The following is a 22354-nucleotide window of genomic DNA, read 5'->3' on the forward strand; positions in this document are numbered from 1 at the left end:
ACTGTCCATCCGAATTCCGCTGCCGTTTTAAGGGTCACTTCATTCGTTTCAAACTTCTGTTCCGTTTGTGTCAGACCCGATCCGTCATTTTTGTCGTAGGTTAATGCGTATTCTGTTGCATCTGCCCACTGTGCAGTCAGCACCATATTTTCTGTAATCTGGAAACTTGACCCAACTGCTCTATCAATATTGTTTTGATCTTTCCAACCAATTAACTTGAATCCATCTTTATACATTGCATTGTTGACGTTTCCGAGAATTATTACATCATTATTGTACATATATGGCGTATTGTCTTCAGGAGCAGTTCCTAATCCTTCACCTTTGTTATAAGTTACAGTAAAAGGCCCCTCAGGTATCCACTTTGCATTAAACCGAACATCTGTTTCAGGCATTGTGAATGTTGATCCTGGATAACCCGGCAACAAATCCGGAGTTACTAATTCCCAACCATCAAAAATAAATCCGTCATTGGTCCATTGGGTGGACTCGATAGTTGCTACTGTAACAGAAGTTCCCGGTGTATATGCACGCCATTCATGTGTCGCATCGGTTGGAGTACTGTTTCTATAATAGGTGACATTGTATTGCCAAATCCCATACAAAGTGTAGTAGTATTTACCATCAATTTTTGTATAGGAACTGTCTTCTGCAACAGGCATCGTAAATGATGTTCCATTTGCATAATTCTGTCCTGTCCCATCTGCATTTGTATACCATCTCAGAAGTATGCCTTTGTTTGCCCAGTCACTGAAGAAATCACTTTTAATGTCCTGTAAATTGCCGGTTGAACCTGCAATACGCATTTCCGGTGTTGTTTTGCCGCCGACGGTGTTTTGATTATATACCAAATAATAAGCGTCCCATTTGGCGTAAAGATTGATGCTTCCGGAAATAGTACCGGTTTCGAAAATCCATTTCTCTCCCCAATCATTGCCGGTTCCGTCTTTGGTATACCAACCGGCAAACGTGCGATTATCTCCGACGGTTGTATGTGGATCCGGGATCGGCTTTGGAATTGTTCTTCCGTTTTCAATTCCGAATACTGTGAGAACTTTTTGATCTGAACTAAGGTCCGGATTGTAATTTTCTAAACCGTTTACAACAGTTAAATCAAAAACACCGTCTCCGGTATTATATGAAACAGAATAAGTCTTGCGGGTGACGTTGTCAATTGTCCATTCACGGGTCGAATCGGGCGTATCCTCCAGGTTTGCAATGGCCCACACATAATCATTTGGTATGAAGAGATTAAAGGCTGTCGTATTGTATACATCAACACCGGCAATCATCGGGGCTTTTACAACGTTAGGGTTCGGATCCGTTGGGTTGTATGTATTTTCGTTATCACTGGACGTGAGATTTAAGTTCCAATCCCAATTCGGGTAATACAATTTACTGTATTCGATTTCTTTCGAATCAACCGTGATGTTATAATCCGGATCATTCGCAGCAGAAGCTATTCCTGCCAACGAAATGAGCAATAATCCGACAAATAAAAATCCGGCAATCTTTTTGAAATTATTTTTCATCAGACTGCCTCCATCACCTTAATTTTGATGTCGGTCATGTACAAAATATGAGACGCATCGGCATTCGGAGCATCGGAAGCTGTGGTCTGCCATGTGAAAACAGGCAAGAGGTATTTGTAACCGCTATCCAGATCATTGTTTTTCCAAACTGTTGATGACCAAGTTTCATCCCATTCTGATTTTTTCAAACCGCTTGATATTTTCGGAGTCCCGTAAGTATCCCAGACATTGTACGATTTGACTGCAGGAACACCCTTCGTATTGGTAATTTCTCCATTCGCTTTTTTCATTCCGTTCCAAACGAATGTGTCTGTAATGGTTGATGATCCTGATCCGATTAATTTGTCGGCCGTGGTTCCGTTAACATAAGCACCGAGAGCCATGGCGTTTGTTATTTTTGAACCCGTGACCGCTGTTCCGGCTAAACCGCCGGCTACTGTGCTTGTTACATTTCCGGTTGAATAGCAGTTTGTGATGTTTCCTGAGGTTAAGTTCCCTGTAAAAGACCCGCCGAACATCCCGCCATCAACATTTCCGGTTGAATAACAGTTTTCAGAGGTGCCTGACTGTCTTCCTGAGAAACCGCCAACCTCCCCTGCTTGAGCTTTTACGTTTCCGGTTGAAAAACTGTTCTTGACCTCTTTGTTTAATGTTCCGGCAAACCCGCCGGTATAATTGCCGTTACCGGTTGTGTTGGACACATTAATCTGTGCCGAGCAGTTTGAAACATTTCCTTCAATTTGTCCGACAAATCCGCCAACATGCATTTCGCCTTTTACGACATTGTTTCCGGTGGTATCAAGAACAGATGATACAGTGATGTTTCCGCTACTTTGGCGTCCGACCAATCCGCCGGTGTATTGGGTACCTGTAACGGTTGAATCAATAACACGACTGTTGTTTATTTCTTGACTAAATGCTTCTCCTGTCAATCCGCCGCAAAATATTGTTCCGGTTATTGATGTGTTATATACGGTTAAATTTTCAATTTTATTTTCATATCCTTCTAAATATTTTGCGATTCCGACAGCTCCTCCTGTATGCTGTTTTCCGCCGATTGTACTGTTGTTTATACGGCTGTCTTTTAACTCACTTGCTTCCATATTGCCAACAATACCGCCAACCCTCTCGGTACTTGAATCTAAAATTAATCCGTTTATATAAACGGCTTCAATTTTGGTGCGGTCTGCTGTTCCGATCAAACCACCCGTGTCGTTTTTCCCGTCAATTTTCGTGTTTTCGACCGTCAAATCGTATAATTTCATTTTTGACTGATATCCGATTAATCCGCCGGTGTTGTTTAATCCCGTAATATTTGAATCGTTCAGCGAAATGTCATGAATACTCGATTCGTTTGTTTCTGTTGTATCTGTTATGTTCCAAAAACCGACTAAGCCGCCTGTATTATTGTCGCCGTCAACATCTATTTTTTCAAGAACGGTATTCGTCAAATTCATTCGATTGATCGTACCGTTCACCAATCCAACTCCGCCTGCCGTATTTTCATTTCCGGTAACAGAAACGTTATTCACTTCATTCTGTTCCACTGAATACACTGCTCCGGTTTCGACATTCCCGATCAAGCCGCCTGTGTTATTTGAGCCCGCAATGCTGATATTTTTAACACTTGACTCATTGACTTTTCCGCTAGTTATTTTTCCGACAATCCCGCCGACATTATCCGTTGTCGAAGAAATGTTTCCATACGATTTTGATTGAGAAATTGTTAAGTCGCCCCATCCGTATCCTACAATTCCGCCGACATTTCCATTGTATAAACCACTGCCGTTTGATGCGGAAATATTTCCGGAATTTGTGACATTAAATATTGTCCCTCTTGATGCGCCGGCAATTCCGCCGACACTATTGCATCCGATAATACTGTATTCTCCGTTAAATTCGAACGTACTGTTATTGATGACCGAATTATATTGTTGGTTTCCGGCAATTCCGCCAATTGAATTATTGCCTGCAAGATTTGATTCAAGTATCACAGTTACATTATCTATCTTTGAATCGACTTCGAGGTTGCCGACAGCACCACCAAGACGAGTTGTTATTGAAACGAAATTATTTTCCAGTTTGTATTTTGCAATACTGTTAACAACTTCAGAATTCTCCATCTGTCCAACTAATCCGCCGATGTTGGTGGAAGGATCGCCTCTTGTTTTAATGTATCCGTCTTCAAAACTTGTATGATCGATATTGGAATCCTTTCCGAATCCGATAATGCCGCCGAATGTATAGTTTCCGGAAATATTAGAGTCTGTTACAACAGCTTCGGAAATGCTTGAATTATTAAATCTGCCGGCAATTCCGCCAACGCCGGTAACTCCGGTCAACGTGGAATTGTTTACGAACACCAAATCAATAACCACGTAGTCCCCTGCTCCGACGATTCCTGAAACGTCTCCGTTTCCGCCGTTTAAAATGCTGTCGTTTACCGTCACTTTTGTTATTGTGGATTTTCCGACACCGGTTTCTTTATCGTTTGTATTTGTTGCGATACCGAAAACACCGCCTACATAAGATCCTACTGTCACTACATTCAGATTTTCAATTTTGGCATTTTCAACAGCGATTCTGTCGTTGTCATTCGAAACGTAGATGTATTTTCCTACAACTCCGCCTGTAAACGTATCGGCTTCAATGGTTATATTTTTTATATATAAGGCGGCGTTATTTTCTCTCGTTGTAAACGTTTTCCCATTTCCAACATCGTCAAGAACTAAATAACCAACCAAACCGCCGATATTTGAATTCCCTTTGATATAAATATCATAAAATTCACCGGCAAGAACATTAAAATTGTTTATTCCGGTTGATCCGCCGATTAAACCGCCGGTGTTGTTTCCATCCTCTTTTTCCGTATAGATGCCTGTCACAGAAACATTTTGAACAATCGGATTATCTATTTCTATTTTCGATGTCCGATTGCTTTCAGCTTTTCCAATCATTCCGCCGACATAATTTTTGCCGTTGACAGTGACACTCGGTTTTCCTAAATTCTGATTTCCGCCAATGACAACGCTCGGCCCGATGAGATTTGAAACGTTTAGATTCGGGTTGAATGTAAATCCGATTATTCCGCCGACAGACTCACTTCCGGTAACCTTCAGGTTTTCAACGCTTGTCGACTTAATTTCCCCAACTTCTTGTAAACATCCGATTATTCCGCCGACGCCTGTCTCTCCGCTGATTTCACTGTTTTTAACAACAACATTTTTTGCATCAGTTGTTTGCTTGCCAATTCTGGTTTTATCTGTGTCTTCATTTCCGCTTACAAACCCTACTCCGACAACTCCGCCTGTGTAGGTTTGTCCTGAGACCTTTGTATTATTAACAAGTACATCCTGCACATACAGTCCGCTTACTGAATGTCCGACAACGCCGCCGGTTATCTCTATTCCTGTTATATCCAAATTATCGACTGTAACCGTTTCCAAATAAACGTAGCTTCTCGTCCATCCAATTACGCCGCCAACACTGTTTTCACCTGTTATTTTTGATGGTGTTCCATTTTTATATCCGCGTATTCTGATATCTGTAGCATTAACGGAACCGTCGCCGACGATTCCCCCGATGGCGTTTTCTCCTTCTAACTCAAAACCGCGAATTTCAATGTTGTTTAATGTTGCATTATTTGAATAACCTGCTAAAACGCCGACATGTTTAAATCCGTTAACTGTTGCATTTTCAAAACGAAGATTTGTAATTGTTGCTGTGTCAGACACGTCTTTAAAGAAACCGATATGTTCTCCCGCAGGAGCTTGAACATTCATATTCAAAATCGTTGAATTGTTTCCGTTGAGATTTCCCTTAAAATCGGCAATAGGGGTCCAATCAGAAGTCAATGAAATTGTTATCGGATCTGTGTCTGTGTTTCCTATCTTATCTATCTTATAATACTGACTTGCTCTTGTGCCATTATTAGCATAATGATTTCTGAATTCGATTAAATCCGCTTCACTTTGAATTAAGTAGGGATCGTCAGAAGCCCCGGTCCCCGTAAGCGCAGCCGACGCTGTTCCTGTGAGGGACAGAAACGTCAAAATGAAGATGACTAATAATATTGTATATTTTATTGTTTTTTTCATAAATTCACCCATGTAAAATTGTAAATTCGTTTTCCAACACAGCTTGTTTTTTCAAAAGCCGTGTCTAAGCCTATTTTTATAACACTCTAATAATTTTTATTGAATCGTAATAATTCCTAATTAAACTTTTATTCAGTGTTTTTCTATTTATATATTTTGTAGTTTTCAGACCGAAATATATCGTCAAACAAATTTATCTTTCAAAACAATTTTAGACACTTTTTCTACTCAAAGGCATGATTCTTTTTTTTACCCGTCAAATTTATTCCCCAAATTTTATTTTTTTGTATCATTTGTCATTATTTTTCGTTAATTTTTACCGATACCTTTTTAACTTCCTGCGTTTTCGGTATATTTTGGTGATAAAAATGAAAGGATATGGTATGTTATCCGTAAACAACGTTGGCTGGCTGGAAAAAGAAAAACCCGTCGCAGGTCCGCTGGATGCAATTCTTCGTCCGGTTGCCGTTGCGCCGTGTTCATCAGACACGCACACAAGTCATGGCGGTTCAGGGGATCAAAAGAATTTGATTCTCGGCCACGAAGCAATCGGCGAAGTCGTCGAAGTCGGTGAACTCGTGACACGCTTCAAACCCGGAGATATTGTTGTCGTTCCGTGCTGTACGCCGGATTGGCTTTCATTGGGCGTCCAAGGGAAATACAACGCGCACGACAAAGGTTTGATGGCAAGTTTCAAATTCCTTCTCTCAAAAGATGGTGTTTTCGCGGAATTTTTCCACGTTAATCAGGCAGATGCCAATTTGGTCAAACTTCCCGAAGGCATGGACATGGCAGCCGCATTAATGACGGTTGACATGATGTCTACCGGTTTCCACGGCGTCGAACAAGCGGAAATCGGATTCGGTGACACAGTTGTCGTCATCGGTATCGGTCCGGTCGGATTGATGGCCGTTGCAGGCGCACACCTCAAAGGTGCAGGCCGTCTCATCGCAGTCGGCACACGTCCCAACAGCATCGCCGTTGCCAAAGAATACGGCGCAACTGACATCGTCAGCTACAAAGAAGGCGACATCGTTGAACAAATCATGAAAATGACAAACGGCGAAGGCGTTGATCGCGTCATTATTGCAGGCGGCAAAGCCGACACAATCAATCAAGCGCTCAACATGCTCAAGCCCGGCGGCATTGTTTCAAACATGAATTACTTCGATGCTTCCGAAACCTTTGAAATTCCTGCTTGGGAATGGGGTCTCGGTATGTCCAACAAAGACATCCGCGGCGGATTCTGTCCCGGCGGCGCATTGCGTATCGAAAAAATGCTTGAAATGATTCAATACAACCGCTTCGATCCCGCAAAATTAATTACCCACAGATTCGAAGGATTCGACAAAATCGAAGACGCCTTTAAGATGATGGATGAAAAACCGGCTGACATGATTAAGCCCGCCGTTTTCATTAAATGGGATTAATTGAAAAATCATTGAGCGGATTTAATCCGCTTCTTTTTCTTTTTTTTGTAATTTTGGTGTGCAGCGAAGCTGCTAAAAATCGCGAAGCGATTTTCATAAACACCTGAGGAAAGACGGAAATAAACACCTGATGCGAATACTGCTTTGAAAAATCGTGAGCGAAGCGAGCGATTTTTGCTGTCACGATTAAGCCCGCCGTTTTCATTAAATGGGATTAATTGAATAATCATTGAGCGGATTTAATCCGCTTCCTTTTCTTTTTTTTGTAATTTTGGTGTGCAGCGAAGCTGCTAAAAATCGCGAAGCGATTTTCATAAACACCTGAGGAAAGACGGAAACAAACACCTGATGCAAATACTGCTTTGAAAAATCGTGAGCGAAGCGAGCGATTTTTGCTGTCACGATTAAGCCCGCCGTTTTCATTAAATGGGACTGATTGTAAGACTGATTAAAAAATTATTGAGCGGATTTTCTCCGCTTCTTTTTTTTGATTTTATTTTTTTAAAAATGTAATTCGCTTTTTTTTTGAATTTTTGAAAAATGAAGCGGCTCGCGCGCGAGCGATGACTGTACAAAATGTACATCGTGAACGTTTTTAACGGCGAAATCATTAAACATGAAAGCGTTTCTGTACACACCGCTCGGCTTAAAAAAATTATAAAAATTGAAATGGTTCGCGCGCGCCGGCACGCGGAAAAGATAAGTTTTCACTCATCTTTTCCATTTTCATCTCGTCGCCTGTATGCAAAAACGGCAATCGCGACAAAACCGAATGAAAGAATCAAAAGACTTGAAATAACTTTCACCTCTTCATCTTCTTTCTCATAGGCAGGGGTCGACGGTGTTAATTTCATAGATTCTTGAATCTCTTCTTTGCCCGACTTTCCCGCATCGTTTCCGTTTCTGCTTCCGCCTCCTTTTTCCTCTGTAGCCGGTATATTCTTTTCGTCAATCTTGAAGGCTTCTCTTTCACTGATTCTTTCGGTTGCGTATTTCTTTCCGGGTCCGTTGTACGGGTCAATCAATTCTGTTTTTCCCCATGCGTAAAAATCATTTTTGGGGTCGAAAGATTTACTTAAATCAAGGGATGAAACTTTCTTTGTCACGTAAACAGATTGCGTGCCGCTTCTGATGTCCGCACTGACGCTGAAATTGGAGGATTCATTATATGTTGTCTCCGTCTGGTCATCCGTCAGCGCGGCATATAAATTCCATTTCCAGTTGTTGTAATATTCATGACTGTAATCCACTTCTTTCGGGTCGATTGTAATGTTGAAGTTCCTTGAAATTTTGTCATTATAAGGGCCTTCTCCAATTTGAATTTCAGTTAAATACAATATATGAACCGCGTCAGCAATCGGTTTTTCATGGTCTTCATCTTGCCATTTGAAAATCGGGAGGTGAAATTTGTTTTCATTTTCGTCCTCATCGTAATGATTTGTTTGCCAAACAGTGTTTTTCCAAACCGAAGAATCCCATTTGGAATCGCCGCTTTTCTTATTTTCATATTGCTGCCAAACATGGTAAGATTTGACAAAATTGATTTCGTCGTAATCGACAATCAGAATGTCGGTTTCTTCGATGCTGTTTTTGATCGGCTTTCCTTTATTCGTTATTCCGTTCCAGGCATACATATTTTCAATGACGGCTTGACCGGGATGTTCACTCTGTAGGGTTGCATACGATTTATCTCCGTCATAGTCATTTCCATAAAATCCGATATAATCAGCGTAAGTGCCGTTAACGAATTCATTTAGAGCCATATTGTTGTTTAAATTTTTTAAAAACAACCCACTGGAGTCCTCAAAGCCATCTGCCTTTTTGATACAATACACCTTACCGAAAAGACCGCCTGCATAATTTTCGGCATCAACATTTCCGGTTGCGTAACACGTCGTTATATCTGTACTGGCAACTTGACCGATTAAACCGCCTGCGTTTTTCCCTTCCACATTTCCGGTCGCATAGCAATTTTCAATCTGTGTTATCGAAGTATTACCGATCAATCCGCCTGCAAAATTGCCGCCTGTTTTGACATTTCCGGTCGCATAACATTCTGAAATTAGAGTCAAATCGCCTCCCGGGTCAGTTTCTCCTGCGAATCCGCCGGCAATACCGGCGTCTGTTTCGACATTGCCTTTCGAATAGCATTGGCGGATGGTTCCATTTCCAATATGCCCGGCAAATCCGCCAACAGTACCGTCGGTTGCATCAATATTGACATCTGAATTACAATTGTTAACGGTTCCGCCTGTTATACTTCCTGCAAGTCCGCCTATTGTTTTTTCGGCAGTTTCGATTTTTCCGGTGACACAACAGTTTTGTATACTCATGTAACTGCTATTGCCGATTAATATTCCAACATTATTATGGCTTGAAATAATGGTTGCATTTTCAATTGTTATGTTTGAAAGTTTTCCATGGGCTAATGCTCCGAATAAACCAACATTGTCTTGCGTTGTTGATGATATGGTTAAATTCGTTATTTTGGCACCGCCTCCGGAATTTCCGTCAAAATTTCCGAAAATATTTTTTTCATCTCCAAGCGGAATCCAATTCATATTTTCCAAATTAAGGATGACTTCGTCTCCGATTTTGTAGTATTTATCTTTTGTATAATCATTCGACTTCGAAATATGCGTCTGAATGGCTTTTAAATCCTCAACATCTTCAATGATGAATGGATTTGAAACCGACCCGTGAAGTCCTGCTGCTCCCGGTTCAACCCCAAAAGAACCGTCTGCCGCAATCACTGTGTCTGATACGGCTAAAAAAGAAACGGCAGCTAAAATCAATAATATAATTATCGTTTTTTTATTGTGCATTTATATATCCCTCATTTATACAATCCCTTTAATAGTAATAATTACTATTAACTGGTTGTAAAATGATATTCAGTATTTATAATTGCTTCAATTTATTTCATTATATTTTCTGTATATCTGGCTCGGCTCATGCTGATTTTTTTTGAAAATATATCACTGTTTTTTAATATTTTTCAAAAAATCAGGGCGTTATCAGAGATTTTATAGTAAATTATAATAAACAAACGACGAATGCAAAATCTGCATTGCTTGTAAAATTTATATTTTAAAAAGAGTGTCAGAAGAATGAATTTGCTTTGTTTAATATTGAAACAAAGTTGTAAAAAAGAAGTTGCCCGAAAAGGGCAACAAAATATTATTTTTAGAAATCAGTCATGATTCTGAACTGATCAACTTCGGGGTTACCGATTTTTGCAATAAATTGCTCGGCAGTACCGCGAATGTCTTTTGAGCCTGTGATGGCACGGCCGACGACAAGAATGTCAGCGCCGGATTTGAGCGCGAGCGGAATTGTGTCTAATTTGACACCGCCGGCAACAGCGATGAATGTTTTCGGGCTAACCTTTTTGATGGCTTCAATGCTGTCCCATCTGGGTTCTGTGTTTTCAATGTCAATCGCGCGGTGGAGTTCGACAACATCGGGCACTGCGCCTTTTTCGACCAATTCTTTAATCAGCGGAACCGGGTCAGGTAAGTTGAGCGTGTCAACGATTGCGTAAATGCCGGTCTTGTGTGCTTCTTCAATGGCTTTCACAATGGTCGGAACAGGTGCAAGCGCAGAGACGACAACAGCGTCGCCGGCAGCATCAGCAACCATTCTTGCTTCCAAGTTGCCTGTGTCAAGCGTCTTGAGGTCGGCAACGATGAACGCATCGGGTCTTGCTTCACGGATTTTGGAAATCACATCAGTGCCGAAGCGTTTGATGAGCGGTGTTCCGGCTTCAATCAATAAGTGGTCGTTCTGCGGGAGTTCCTTAACAGCTTTTAAAACGAAGTCAAGGCTGGTTGTGTCAAAAGCGACCTGTAAATACGGCGGGTTAAAGAGTCTGGAGACTTTGAATCCCATAATGGCGTGGGTTGATTTGTTAGATTCTTCCAACACTTTGTCCATGCTCGGGAATCCTTCAAGAGCTCTTTTGATTGCTAATTTTGTTGCGCCGTAATTGAATCTGTAAATCTTGCTGAAATCTTCGGCATCGGGCGCAATAAAGACACTGGCAACGATGACGATGTCATTTGCGATTTCTTTGGGGATGATCCCTTCTTCAACAGCGTCAGCGACGGCTTTTGCAACAGCGGACTGTGCGGGACCGAAGATTTTGGTTGTGTCAACACCTTTTTTCAATGTCACTTTCGGGACAATTAAAGTGGACGGTTTGGTCGGCAAATTCGGGCGGATAACGGACAAAAGAGGCGTGTGACCGGCAGAGAGCTGTGTCATTCCTGTTGCGAACGCTTGTCCGACCGGGCCGTCTTTAGAGCCGATCATTAAATCAACGTGCGCAAGTTCCGCGCCTGTACCGATCAGAGCTTCTCCGATCTCAAAATAAGGTAATTGAGTGTCTTTAGGCATTTTAGTTTCTCCGAAAAACTTTCAGAATTAAAAAATCAAATTAAAATCTGATAAGTGCTTCACATGAATTCATAGGATTATAATTAAGTTTTGATTAAGAGTTCAAATATAATTTAATCTTTCCGTTTTCCATTCACCGTTCATGAAATTAATCACGATTGTTACTGAAGATTATGGATCATGGAAAGAGAGCGAAAATGGTGGAACAAATCCGTTCCCCATAAAACAGCGCTGTTATTGTAGCTGATTAAATCGTGGTTGTAGAAATTTCCTTTTTTCGTGAACAGTGACAATGAAATAATTTTGTCCGTCACCATGCATGAAGCCAATTTAATTTCGGGGCAAACGAAAATTCTGACGTTTTCACGTTTCATATAATTATGATAACTTTCCGGGAAGTCTTTTTCCAGGCGGTCAATGACTTCTTGTGTAAAAATAAAGGCGACGCTGACGTTTCGCTCGGCAATTTCAGCGTAATCCGTTACGTATTCCTGCCGGAAGATGGATGAAATTTCAATTAAAGATTCGGCTGATTTCAGGCTTTTCTCAACCGGTCGGGCGCGATCGAAAATATGCGCTTTGCTGGGATAACACAGTTCAACCTCGCCGAGTTCACCGATTCGGCTCAGCAGATATGCCGGAAACGCCGTCAATTCGACTTCGCCCCAATATTCCGGATTTTTGTCAAAAACTGCAAACATATCCAAAATATCTCTCATTTCCCGAACCGTGTATTCGCCAAGCGGCGTCAGTGAAAATACGCCGTTCTTTTCCTGAATCAAAAAGTTGCGCGTTAAAATTCGAATCTGAACCATCAGCGGGCTGGATTTCGAATTCAAATAAGATTTGATATCGTCAATGGTTTTGGGTCCTTCCAGCAAATAAAGGAGGATCTGTCTTCTTTTTTCGGAAAAGAAAAGAACATCGGAAATAGATTCATCTTTCATTTTATCTCCTCCTCAAATCTCCTTTTTATTAACGGAGCGGCTTCTCAAATAATCGTACAATTCATTTCCCCATTGAACGGCACTCGGGGATTCCGCTGCCAAAAAGTCATAATCCAAATTTCCGGCAGTCGAATACAAAACCATCAGCAAAATTTTATCCGTCACCGTGACCTCGGCGATTTTGACGTCGGCTGAGCAGACATTGAGCTCGGCACGGTCCAGCTGAAGCAGGTTGTTAATTTCGGTTTTGTAGTCTTTGGCCATATTCACGATGTAATCACTGGTTGTGATGGAGACGGGCGCTCCCGACATCAGACGGTCGTAGTAAACCATGACGTATTCCGGCGCGTAATATGTAATAAAAGTCTTAATAGAGCTGGCATTTTTGATATGTTCCCGAATGATCGGATTCGGTTCATAATAAATCGTTCTCAAATCAATTTCGATAATTTTGAAATCACCGATTTCTTGAATGCGGTTGAACAGATTTTCGGGAATTTCGCCGGTGTCGTGTTCGCTCCAGAATTTCGGGTTAACGCTTAAAACCTGTAAATTTTTTATAAACGGCGAAACTTTCTCGGCAACCGTTTCCCCGAGATGTGTTAATTGGTAAATGCCGTCATTTTGAATGATTAAATTGTTATCAATCAAAACCTTGATTTGCGGCAAAATGGAAACGGAGGTTTCATCCAATTCCGATTTAATGGTTTCAATCGGTAAAGGGCCTTTCTCAAAAAGAAGAATCAGTACAGCCTTTCGCTTTTCTGAGAAAAAAACAGTTTCAATTAATGAATTCATTGCCCAAAACCTCCATATTAATCCACACACCCAAGGATTTTTGCTCAAAATATATACTATTTTAAGAGGGTGATTCATTATTAACTAATCGGTTAATGCCCGACAACCGCGTTTTAATTTTTTATTCTGTTTGTTATTTGCGTGTCGGATTGGAATTTTTATTTGGAAATGAAAAGAATATTAACTAATAGAGCTTATTATCACATGTCGTATTTATGCGATTGCCTTAACAGGTATTTCATTCTTTTCGCAGTCAGCGATTGACTTTTTATCCGTCATTCTGTTGCTGCGGCTTACTGATTAAAAACCAAAAACTTTCAATTATAAGGTGTGTTATAAAATGAAAACAGGCGTTGCAATCGATCTGGGTACCAGCGGTTTCAGATCACAAAAAGTGGATTTAGATACAGGAGAAATTAAGAGAACGGTTGTTACAATGCGCAATCCGCTTCCGGGCGCGAATGTCATGGACCACATGGACTTTGCAATCAATTACGGATTAGGCAATGCGCACAAACTGGTGATTAATGCGATTTTGGTGCTGATTGACAGACTGGGCGTCGTGCCCGAAGACCTTTACAGATTGTCTGTCTGCGGCAATCCGATTCAGCTTTCTCTTTTCCAAGGAATTCCGATTGATGATTTAGCTTATGCCGGTGAGCGTAAGCGCGAAAAACTCAATATTCAGGAGCAAAACCGCGAATCCAAGCAAATGAAGAGCAGCGATATCGCCGGTCTTGAAAAATTTTCAAATTGTACCGTCATTATTCCGCCGGCCATTAAACACGAAATCGGTGCTGACGCATTGGCTTTGATTGTGAATTCGGGCATGCTTGAAAGTGACGAAATCGCAATCGCAACGGATTTCGGTACCAACGCCGAAATGGCATTAAAAGCCGGCGGCGTTATTTATACAGGATCTGCCGCTGCCGGTCCGGCTTTGGAAGGCCAGGAAATCAAAGACGGCGTTTTAGCTTCTCCGCACGCTATCAGTGATGTTGAATTTGAAGGCGACAACATCCGCTGTTATGTTTTAGACAAGGAAATGAAAAGAACAAAAGCGGATTTGGTCGACCCGAGAACGGGTGCTGTTTTAGAGCAGGGTGACATTCGCGCAAAAGGCATTACCGGCACCGGTGTCATCGCTTTAATGGAAGAGGGCATTCGAAACGGAATCATCAAGCTCCCGAAAATTCAAACGGATGACGGCATTATTCACCTTCAAGACGGCGTTGAGTTTACCGAAAACGACATCAAAGAAGCTGGAAATGCTATCGGCGCGCTTCGTGCCGGACACATCACGCTTTGTAACGCAGCCGGCATTCAAATGGCGGACATTAAAATTTCGCATATGTCAGGCGCTGCCGGCACTTATATGGATGCTAAAAAAGCGCAGCAAATCGGCATGAATCCGTACAATGCTGCTCTTCTGACGCAAATCGGCAATACGTCTTTGAAAACGGCGCGCGAAATTCTGCTTTCCGATGACCGGTTGAAGGAACTTCAGGAGATTGCAACGAAAATTGTCGGAACGCACGTCATGTTTGCAACGGATGACGCTTTCAAAGAAGCGTACATTCTGGAGCTGGCATACTGGGGCGAAGGCATGGACTTTAAAATGTATAAAAAGTTCCTGAAAAAGAAAGAACTGCCGCAATTGGACGACCCGATTGAAAACCCGACGGTTGAAAAACTCGTTGAGCGCGATATTCCTGTTTTCGGTGACGAGGGATATGAAATGATTAAGCAGACCGGCACTTTTATGTCGGTTGCGATGCCCGGCTGTTCCGAATGCGCCGAGAAAATCCGTGAATGTCCGACGCATGCGATGAGTTATCGCGATGATGCCGTTAAGATTCGTTCGGATTTGTGTGACGGGTCGAATTGTAAAAAATGTCTGCGCTTCATGCCTAAGCCGTACAGCTGGGAAAATCTGGTCGTTGAAGAGCCTGTTTCCGGCAGCACGGTTGAAGCTGAAACCGAGTAATCCGAGGGTTTTATTTTGAAAATAATTGTTGTCGGCGGATTTTTGGGCAGCGGAAAAACCACTGCTCTTATCCGCCTCGGCACTTATTATTCGTCCATCGGAAAAGTTGTCGGCATCATCGTCAATGAAATCGGCGAAATCGGCATTGACGGCGATGTGATTTCTCAATACGGTTTGGAGACGAAAGAGATTACTTCGGGCTGTATTTGCTGCAGTTTGAAAACGTCGCTTCGCGCAACGCTTTTGTCAATGATTGACAATTTTCATCCGGATGTCGTTATCATTGAGTCAACCGGTGTTGCTTATCCGGGTGTGATTCGTGATGAAGTTATGCTGATGAATCTGCCGATGGATTATGACATGGCACCGCTTCTGACGCTTTTTGACGGCAGTCGGTTTAAGCAGATTTTAAAAGAAATCAAAAATTTCGCTTCTCAGCAGCTGGCCCAGGCGGAAGTCATCGCTGTCAGCAAAGCGGATCTGGTTGAGCCTTCAATGCTTCCGATCATCGAGTCGGCGGTTCAGCAGATCAATCCGAAAGCGGAAATCATTACGCTGTCTTCAAAAAATCCGGAAAGTTTGGCGCATTTGATTGATATTTTAGAGCGTAATGAGGATATTGAATCCCGGTTGGCCGAATTGAAAAAAGTCATCTCAAACGACGGCAGTCTTTTGATGGCCGGCGGTAAGCCGAAAGACAATTCCGTTGAAGCGTCAGGTGTCGGGTCGTTTGCCGTGGAATATTCTTTGGATCAAAATAATTTGAATACATTAATCGAGTCTGATCTCGAAAAAGTCGTTCGCGATATTATGTCTTTGATTCGAAGTGATGTTTTGGAAAAAAGTCCCGACTTTTTGGGGCACATTAAATTGTTTTTGGAATCAGGGTCGGCGCTTTATAAAATCAGTTTAACAACGGCGGAAGAGGAACCGATTTATGATTTTATTCCGTCGGCGAATGAAATCAATTCGTTTTCTCCGAATTTGAAAATTTTATCAGCCGTTACCGGTCTCAAATCGGATGAAGTTCAAAAAATCGTTCAAACGGCGGTTGAAAAAATATTGGATGAAAACGGTGTTATTTTCAACATTTAATTTTTTAAAACCCGCGGATTGCTTTTTGTTTTTTTTTGAAATATTTCATCCTTCTTTTCTCCCCTTCTTTTAAATATTTTCAATATTATTCTTAATTCATTCATTTTTGAAGGATAAAAATATGGAAATAGAAGACAAAATTTCATTTTCTTGGATTCCGTTTTATATGGAATTTGCCAACAAATTATTGCCTTTTAAAGAAAACCGAACGGAATTGGTTGAAATATTGCGTATTGCATATGAAAAAACAAATTTGATGTTTCCTCTTGGAAGTACGGCTAATGATGTTTGTCCGTTTACAATTTTTGGCGGATTTAATAAAAAACTTACATCTGAAAATCGAATTTTGTTAATGAAGGCTATTGGGGATCAAATCGGTGTAACAGCAGAACCGCCTGAAAATTTTAACGGCGTTCCCGTTTTAAACAATATGAACGCTTTTTTTTATTACCCTAATTCTTCTAAAGCATCAGAATTCATTTCAAATTTATGGAATCTGTTTGAAGTTGCAATTCATTTTGCTGATCACCCTTCTGAAAGTTTAACAGCTGAATTCATTGAATGTTATAACAAAGTTTCAAATCAAGAAAACGTTCAATGGAATTTAACAATGGGCTTATTTTGGATTCGGCCTTTTAATTATTTAAATTTAGATCGGGTCAATCGAGCTTTTATTTCAAATAATTTTGATGGGTCTTTTATTTCAAATTTGAAAAAGCTGCCTCCGGCAAAAGAGTATTTGGAATTAATTCGTCAATTTAAGTTACTCTTTAATCAAGAGGATTCGCTTATTCAAAGTTTCCCTGACCTCTCTTATCGGGCATGGTTGAGTTCTTCTGGTCTCTCCAACTCAAAAACCTCAAAAGATTATGAAAAAAAATATTGGCTTTATGTTCCCGGTAATCATTCCTCAAAATGGGATGAATTCTATTCTCAGAAAATAATGGCAATTGATTGGGATGAAATGGGTGACTTAACTCAATATTCAAGTAAAAACGATATGAAATTGAAAATGAAACAACTTTATGGCGAAGAGTTTTCTTATAAAATGTGGGCGCTTGCAACATGGCAATTTGCAAACGAAATCCAGATTGGCGATATTGTTTATGTGAAAAAAGGCTATTCAAATTATTTAGGCCGCGGCATTGTAGTCTCTGATTATCAATTTGATTCCGATCGAAATGAATTCAAACATGTCCGTAAGATTAATTGGACTCACAAAGGTGAATGGGAATCAAGTGAAAATACAACCACGAAAACACTTACCGATGTGACTTCTTATACGGAATATGTTGAAAGGTTAGAATTACTTTTTATGGAAGATACCCCATCTGAAATCTTTGAAGAAGAAAAAGAAATTCAATACGATTCCTATTCCCGCAAAGATTTTCTTCAAGAGGTATTCATGGACGAGGAAGAATATGATACCCTCTTTAATTTAATCCGTATTAAGAAAAATATTATTCTTCAAGGAGCCCCAGGTGTCGGCAAAACATTTGCAGCAAAAAGGCTGGCATATTCCATTATGGGTGAAAAAGATCCGAATCGGGTAATGACTGTTCAATTTCATCAAAGTTACAGCTATGAAGATTTTATTTTAGGTTTTCGACCTTCGAAAGACGGTTTTGAATTATCTCCGGGACCGTTTTATCAATTCTGTAAGCGAGCACAAGATGATGATGAACAGGATTATTTCTTTATAATCGATGAAATCAATCGCGGAAATTTGAGCAAAATATTCGGCGAGCTTCTCATGCTGATTGAGAATGATAAAAGAGGGGAAAAGCTCCGTTTGCTTTATTCTAATGAATTGTTTTCCGTTCCTAAAAATGTTCATATTATCGGAATGATGAATACGGCAGATAGAAGTCTTGCAATGATTGATTATGCTCTCCGGAGACGGTTCGCGTTTTTTGAAATGAAGCCGGCTTTTGATTCGTCTCAATTTAAAAATCGTATGAATGGGCTTTCTTCTTCGAAATATGAATCTCTAGTTTTCTGTGTTAAGGAATTAAATGAAGTAATTCAAAAAGATGAATCTCTTGGAGTCGGTTTTAGAATCGGGCACAGTTATCTCTGTACGGATGAGCCGATTACAAATCGCTGGCTAAAGGCAGTCATTGATCATGAATTAATTCCACTTTTGGAAGAATATTGGTTTGATGACCCTATAAAAATCAGTGAGTGGGAACAAAAATTGCACAATTCGATTCGCGATTGATAATTTATGACTGATGAAAAAAGAAAGCTGTCGTCTATTCAAATTAAAAACCTTTATTACATGCTTGCTTATGCTTTTCAAGTTTTGCAAAAAGGTGATTATGCTGACATTGAAGCCGAAGAATTTGATTTTGTGGAAGATTTGCTTGCCGCAATTCTTGCTAAGGGTATTGCTAATCAAATCAAAAAAGGCCTCGGTAGGGAGTATCTTCCAAAGTCTGAATCTTTGTCAACTCTCCGTGGAAAAATTGAGTTATCGGCTTCTTTTCGACAGCAGAGCTTATTGAAAAAACAGCTTGTTTGTGAATACGATGATTTTTCCATGAATTCTTACCTGAATCAGGTTTTAAAAACAACATCGCTTTTTTTAATTCGATCACCGTTGGTTCATTCATATCGGAAAAAAGATTTGAAAAAAATTTTGCCTTTTTTTAACGATGTTGATACATTAGATCTTCGGCATTTCCGTTGGTCTAATATCAAATACAATAGAAATAACGCGACTTACAAAATGTTAATTAATATCTGCTATTTCGTTTTTAAAAGAATGCTGCAAACCGAAGAATCTGGCTCTCATAAAATCTCTCACTTCAATATAATTCAGAATATGCCTCAATTGTATGAACGATTTATTCTTGAATATTATCGGAAGCATTATCCCGAGTTCAATGTTTCCGCCGGTTATATTAATTGGAATGTTGATGACGGCTTTTCTTCCTTTTTACCACAAATGAAATCTGATATTATGATTGAGCATTGTGGAAAAATACTGATTATTGATGCCAAATATTATGAAAAATCAATGCAGCGAAATCCTCTTTTTGATTCCACAAAACTTCATTCAAATAATCTATATCAAATTTTTACATATGTCAAAAACAAAGATGTTTCAGGCTTAGGAAATGTCAGTGGAATGCTTTTGTATGCTAAAACCGATGAAGAAATTTTTCCGGATTTCGATTATATGATGAGTGGTAATCGTATTAGTGCGAAAACATTGGATTTAAACTCTGATTTTGCTGAAATTTGTTTTAAGCTAGATACCTTAATTGAGAAGTGGCAATTTGAAGTTTCAAACGTCGTCGAAACAGATTTGAGTCAAAAATAAAAAAGGTGAATGAATTGAATTTATCTCAATCCATTCCGGAAAGCGCATTCATCGCGTTAATCAAAGCTTCAACAGATGCAATGACGATGTCTGCATTGGCTGACTTTGCTGTTACACTGTTGCCGCGTTCATTTGCCAATACAATTGTAACGCGCGCCAAAGAATCTGATCCGCCTGATATGGCTTCGATTGCGAATTCTTCGATTTTATATGTGGTGTTGCCGACTATTTCTTCGGCGGCGCGCAAAGCGGCATCAACCGGGCCGACTCCTGTTTGGGCGGCAATCGTTTCTTTACCGCCGACTTCCGCGCGAATAACAGCAGTCGGTGTCATGATGTTGCCGGTCATGACGGAGACTTCTTTCAATTTGATGGCTTCATCAATTCCTTTTTTGCCGAGGACAACTGACGCGACAACAAAAAGATCCGCATCTGTAACTTGTTTTCCGCGGTCGCCGATGTCTTTGATTTTCGCCAAAATTTCATTCAATTGATCTTCAGTCGGGTGAATGTTGACGGCTTCCAAATTTTGCAAAACAGCGTGTCTTCCTGCATGTTTTCCGAGAACGATGCGGCGTTTTTGTCCGACCATTTCGGGTGTCATAACGCCGGGTTCAAACGTATCGGATTTTGCCAAAACGCCTTGGGAATGAATGCCTGATTCATGTGAAAACGCGTTGTCACCGCAAACCGGGAGCATCGGCGGCATTTTGATGCCGGAATATCTCTCGACCAGTTTGGATGTTTCTGTCAAATATTCTGTTTTGATATTTGTTTTAAAACCGTAGATGGAGGTGAGCGCCATGACGACTTCTGCAAGCGATGCGTTGCCGGCACGTTCGCCGATTCCGTTAACGGTTACCTGCACTTGGTCGGCACCTGCTTCGACTGCGGTAATGCTGTTCGCGTTGGCCAACCCAAAATCGTTGTGACAATGCATGTCGTATTTCATGTCAACATTCTTTTTCAGATTGTAAATCAATTCATATGTGGACGAGGGTACCATCACGCCGACAGTGTCGGGAACATTGACAACGTCGCAGCCGGCGGCTTTGACGGCTTTGATGATTTCAACCAAATATTCAAAATCCGTTCGGGTCGCGTCCATGGGTGAAAACATACATTTGAAGCCGTGGCTTTTGATGTATTCAACCATTTCAACCGCTGAGTTGAGTGCTTCTTCACGCGTTTTCTTGATCGTGTATTCTCTTTGAACATCGGAGGTCGGGATAAAAACGTGGACCATATCGACATCGCAGTCAATACAAGCATCAATATCTTTTGTGACGGATCGCGCCAAACCGCAAACATCGGCATTCAGCCCGAGATTTGCAATTTCTTTAACGGATTCTTTGTCACCGGGTGAAGAAATCGGGAAACCGGCTTCAATCGCGTCGACGCCAAGTTTATCCAATTGAGACGCAATCTCAATTTTCTTTTCAAACGGAATTGTGACTCCGGGGGTTTGTTCACCGTCCCGAAGGGTTGTATCAAAAATAGTTATTGTTCTGTTCGAGTTCTGTTTTTCTTGTTCAGGAGCGTAAAAAACGACTCCCCGCATTAGTTTGTTCAAACATAGTAATCAATTGCTTAAACATCTGTTTTATTATTTAAAAGTAAGGGTGAAAGTTTTTATTTTTTAAAATATGTTATACTTATGTCGTATTATTTTTTTTTAAAATTAATTTTAGATAATATTTGGGTAGTTGAATATTAAGTTTTGGATGTTTGTATGATGGCTGGTGATGATCCATTCAGTATTGTAACTGAGAATAAAGAACGGGATGAAGTAAATAGGAGAATCGCAGAAGCAGAAAAAAGAAAACGGATAGAAGTAGAATATCAAAAATGGAAAGTTTCGAATTCGGGCACAATGGAAGAGTTTATTGCTTGGAGTGCAGAAGAAAATAAAAAACGATTGGAGGACGAAAAAAGAAAACGGGATGAAATAATCAGAATTCGCAAGGAACAAAATAGAATACAAGCGATTAATGATGCTAAAAAGCGTAAGGAGGAAGCAAAAAGAAAGGCGGATGAAAAACGGAGGAAACTAATAGATATGCGATAGCAGAAAATGATTATGGGGGATATTGAATTCGATGCTGATAGGTGGGATTATCTATGCTCTCAGCTTAGAATATGGAGGGAACAAATAGATATGCAATAGCGGAAGATGGTTATGGGGGACATTGAGTTCGATGCTGATATGTGGGATTATCTATGCTCTCTGCTTGAAAATTAATCTATTAAAACACACACATCGGAATTTTTAAAAAATGCCTTATATTGCTGAGTAAACACTTTAATTCCTATTTTTTATGTTTGGTTCTTAGATTTTAGTGGCTTTTCAGTCTAATATTTTTTCACACCTTATGAACCAGATTAGCAAAACTATTATATACTCCCTGTGATGTAGTAGGATTCCTCTCGTTCTGAGGTTCAAACTCGGAATGCAGGAGTTTGAATGCTTGTGTTTTTGACACAAATTCATTTTACATTCATCTAATAATGAAGTCGGGAGTTTTTTCCCTGACTGATATGTGACCTGATGTTTCGGTAAACTTCGGCGGTGATTTTCATCAATTCAATTTGCAAAAGCAAATTGAATCAAATTGTAAATCATCGTTACGAGATTTACAGGAATATCAAACTGTGTATTGTAAGGAAGCAACTCTAAAATCTAAGAACTAAGTGTGAATAGCGCTTTATTCGTGGTTGAGAAGTTTTTTCCGACAATTCTGT

Annotated in this window: 15 protein-coding genes; 6 read left to right on the forward strand and 9 right to left on the reverse strand. The window is 40.4% G+C overall.

All coding sequences use genetic code 11. The features are described 5' to 3' along the window. Nucleotides 1-1532 (reverse strand): InlB B-repeat-containing protein (locus C7391_RS08065; RefSeq protein WP_133518048.1); only part of this gene is annotated, 1532 nt, incomplete at its 3' end. Continuing rightward, on the reverse strand, nt 1532-5629 hold the full coding sequence (locus C7391_RS08070; RefSeq protein WP_166627464.1) for a beta strand repeat-containing protein: 4098 nt from the start codon (nt 5627-5629) through the stop codon (nt 1532-1534). The genes C7391_RS08065 and C7391_RS08070, both read right to left, overlap by 1 nt. A gap of 368 nt (nt 5630-5997) precedes the next feature. Here C7391_RS08070 and C7391_RS08075 point away from each other — a divergent pair, with 368 nt between their 5' ends. Beyond that, complete coding sequence (locus tag C7391_RS08075) at nt 5998-7059, forward strand: NAD(P)-dependent alcohol dehydrogenase (protein WP_133518050.1); 1062 nt, start codon at nt 5998-6000, stop codon at nt 7057-7059. Here C7391_RS08075 and C7391_RS08080 read toward each other — a convergent pair. The 6 genes from C7391_RS08080 to C7391_RS08105 form a co-directional block, all read right to left on the reverse strand. Further along, on the reverse strand, nt 7046-7243 hold the full coding sequence (locus tag C7391_RS08080; protein ID WP_133518051.1) for a hypothetical protein: 198 nt from the start codon (nt 7241-7243) through the stop codon (nt 7046-7048). The two genes, C7391_RS08075 and C7391_RS08080, sit on opposite strands and share 14 nt — an antisense overlap. A 20-nt stretch (nt 7244-7263) precedes the next feature. Next, nucleotides 7264-7461, reverse strand: coding sequence for a hypothetical protein (locus C7391_RS08085; protein ID WP_133518052.1), 198 nt, complete (start codon nt 7459-7461; stop codon nt 7264-7266). Nucleotides 7462-7766: 305 nt separating this feature from the next. Further along, the gene (locus C7391_RS08090) at nt 7767-9884 is read right to left on the reverse strand and encodes a GLUG motif-containing protein (protein ID WP_133518053.1); all 2118 of its coding nucleotides are present in this window, start codon (nt 9882-9884) and stop codon (nt 7767-7769) included. Nucleotides 9885-10245: 361 nt separating this feature from the next. Then, the gene (locus tag C7391_RS08095; RefSeq protein ID WP_133518054.1) at nt 10246-11457 is read right to left on the reverse strand and encodes a bifunctional 5,6,7,8-tetrahydromethanopterin hydro-lyase/3-hexulose-6-phosphate synthase; all 1212 of its coding nucleotides are present in this window, start codon (nt 11455-11457) and stop codon (nt 10246-10248) included. 161 nt (nt 11458-11618) lie between these two features. Further along, nucleotides 11619-12404, reverse strand: a complete 786-nt coding sequence (locus C7391_RS08100; RefSeq protein ID WP_133518055.1) for a helix-turn-helix transcriptional regulator — start codon at nt 12402-12404, stop codon at nt 11619-11621. A 12-nt stretch (nt 12405-12416) separates the two neighbouring features. Further along, on the reverse strand, nt 12417-13202 hold the full coding sequence (locus C7391_RS08105) for a helix-turn-helix transcriptional regulator (protein WP_166627465.1): 786 nt from the start codon (nt 13200-13202) through the stop codon (nt 12417-12419). A 340-nt stretch (nt 13203-13542) separates the two neighbouring features. On the opposite strand from C7391_RS08105, the gene C7391_RS08110 reads away from it, so the two are divergent. From C7391_RS08110 to mcrC, 4 genes are all read left to right on the forward strand, one after another. Beyond that, nucleotides 13543-15189, forward strand: a complete 1647-nt coding sequence (locus tag C7391_RS08110) for a methylamine methyltransferase corrinoid protein reductive activase (protein WP_133518057.1) — start codon at nt 13543-13545, stop codon at nt 15187-15189. 15 nt (nt 15190-15204) lie between these two features. After that, nucleotides 15205-16284, forward strand: coding sequence for a GTP-binding protein (locus C7391_RS08115; protein WP_166627466.1), 1080 nt, complete (start codon nt 15205-15207; stop codon nt 16282-16284). Nucleotides 16285-16405: 121 nt separating this feature from the next. Further along, complete coding sequence (locus C7391_RS08120) at nt 16406-18505, forward strand: AAA family ATPase (protein WP_208107088.1); 2100 nt, start codon at nt 16406-16408, stop codon at nt 18503-18505. A gap of 6 nt (nt 18506-18511) precedes the next feature. Then, on the forward strand, nt 18512-19612 hold the full coding sequence (gene mcrC / locus C7391_RS08125; RefSeq protein ID WP_133518059.1) for a 5-methylcytosine-specific restriction endonuclease system specificity protein McrC: 1101 nt from the start codon (nt 18512-18514) through the stop codon (nt 19610-19612). A gap of 25 nt (nt 19613-19637) precedes the next feature. On the opposite strand, the gene C7391_RS08130 is transcribed toward mcrC, so the two are convergent. Continuing rightward, complete coding sequence (locus C7391_RS08130) at nt 19638-21173, reverse strand: 2-isopropylmalate synthase (RefSeq protein WP_133518060.1); 1536 nt, start codon at nt 21171-21173, stop codon at nt 19638-19640. 174 nt (nt 21174-21347) lie between these two features. On the opposite strand from C7391_RS08130, the gene C7391_RS08135 reads away from it, so the two are divergent. Continuing rightward, nucleotides 21348-21680 (forward strand): hypothetical protein, encoded by a 333-nt coding sequence (locus tag C7391_RS08135; RefSeq protein ID WP_166627467.1) that lies wholly within the window; start codon nt 21348-21350, stop codon nt 21678-21680. The last annotated feature ends 674 nt before the right edge of the window (nt 21681-22354 follow it).

This window comes from Methanimicrococcus blatticola (genome assembly GCF_004363215.1).
In the GTDB taxonomy this organism is placed as follows: Archaea; Halobacteriota; Methanosarcinia; order Methanosarcinales; family Methanosarcinaceae; genus Methanimicrococcus; species Methanimicrococcus blatticola.

What these genes read in the sequence shown, in the direction of transcription:
- C7391_RS08100 (WP_133518055.1), bottom strand. Translation starts at nt 12,404, where the DNA reads ATGAAAGATGAATCTATTTCCGATGTTCTTTTCTTTTCCGAAAAAAGA.
- C7391_RS08135 (WP_166627467.1), top strand. Translation starts at nt 21,348, where the DNA reads ATGGCTGGTGATGATCCATTCAGTATTGTAACTGAGAATAAAGAACGG.
- C7391_RS08075 (WP_133518050.1), top strand. Translation starts at nt 5,998, where the DNA reads ATGAAAGGATATGGTATGTTATCCGTAAACAACGTTGGCTGGCTGGAA.
- C7391_RS08130 (WP_133518060.1), bottom strand. Translation starts at nt 21,173, where the DNA reads ATGCGGGGAGTCGTTTTTTACGCTCCTGAACAAGAAAAACAGAACTCG.
- C7391_RS08090 (WP_133518053.1), bottom strand. Translation starts at nt 9,884, where the DNA reads ATGCACAATAAAAAAACGATAATTATATTATTGATTTTAGCTGCCGTT.
- C7391_RS08070 (WP_166627464.1), bottom strand. Translation starts at nt 5,629, where the DNA reads ATGAAAAAAACAATAAAATATACAATATTATTAGTCATCTTCATTTTG.
- C7391_RS08110 (WP_133518057.1), top strand. Translation starts at nt 13,543, where the DNA reads ATGAAAACAGGCGTTGCAATCGATCTGGGTACCAGCGGTTTCAGATCA.
- mcrC (WP_133518059.1), top strand. Translation starts at nt 18,512, where the DNA reads ATGACTGATGAAAAAAGAAAGCTGTCGTCTATTCAAATTAAAAACCTT.
- C7391_RS08095 (WP_133518054.1), bottom strand. Translation starts at nt 11,457, where the DNA reads ATGCCTAAAGACACTCAATTACCTTATTTTGAGATCGGAGAAGCTCTG.
- C7391_RS08120 (WP_208107088.1), top strand. Translation starts at nt 16,406, where the DNA reads ATGGAAATAGAAGACAAAATTTCATTTTCTTGGATTCCGTTTTATATG.
- C7391_RS08105 (WP_166627465.1), bottom strand. Translation starts at nt 13,202, where the DNA reads ATGAATTCATTAATTGAAACTGTTTTTTTCTCAGAAAAGCGAAAGGCT.